General features: G+C 63.5%; 2 protein-coding genes. Both read left to right on the top strand.

Annotated elements, in window-relative coordinates; genetic code table 11:
• The first annotated feature begins 59 nt into the window (after positions 1-59).
• On the top strand, positions 60-230 hold the full coding sequence (locus AC2JF9_RS08495) for a YezD family protein (protein ID WP_500726902.1): 171 nt from the start codon (positions 60-62) through the stop codon (positions 228-230).
• Positions 231-306: 76 nt separating this feature from the next.
• Positions 307-504, top strand: a 198-nt coding sequence (locus AC2JF9_RS08490) for a hypothetical protein (RefSeq protein WP_500726901.1), incomplete at its 3' end; no start/stop codon positions are given.

The following is a 504-nucleotide window of genomic DNA, read 5'->3' as shown; positions in this document are numbered from 1 at the left end:
ATTGTCAACTGATAAGGTTGAGTATCTACTCCGCTCATCGAATCAGACGGAGAGGCCCGATGAACCACGTGCCCGTTGACGCCCGTTTCCAGCCCAATGCCGCCGACGAGGCGCTCGCGGCCATTCGCGACTGTCTCGGCCGGATCCGCTTCGGCTCGATCGCCATCACCCTCCACGAAGGCAAGATCGTCCAGTTCGACATCACGGAAAAGCGGCGCGTGGGGCGCTGAATCCTTCCATTCTCGCATCCGGATGCTATGGACCCGGCCGGAAGCCGGACGCTCCGACCTCACAGAAGGAGGAACTGTGTTCGACCTATCGGCCGTCAGCCTGGCTGACATCCTGCCCTTCATCGCCATCGGCTTTGCCGCCCAGATGGTCGATGGCGCGCTCGGCATGGCATTCGGGGTCATCTCCAGCACCCTGCTGCTGAGCCTCGGCGTGCCGCCTGCCGCCGTCTCGGCCGGGGTCCATACGGTTGAGACGTTCACCACCGGCGTCTCC

It is taken from the genome of Lactobacillus sp. C449L (assembly GCF_059900815.1).
Note: the sequence above shows the minus strand (reverse complement) of the source record. Positions and strands in the feature narration are given on the sequence as shown.

What these genes read in the sequence shown, in the direction of transcription:
- AC2JF9_RS08495 (WP_500726902.1), top strand. Translation starts at nt 60, where the DNA reads ATGAACCACGTGCCCGTTGACGCCCGTTTCCAGCCCAATGCCGCCGAC.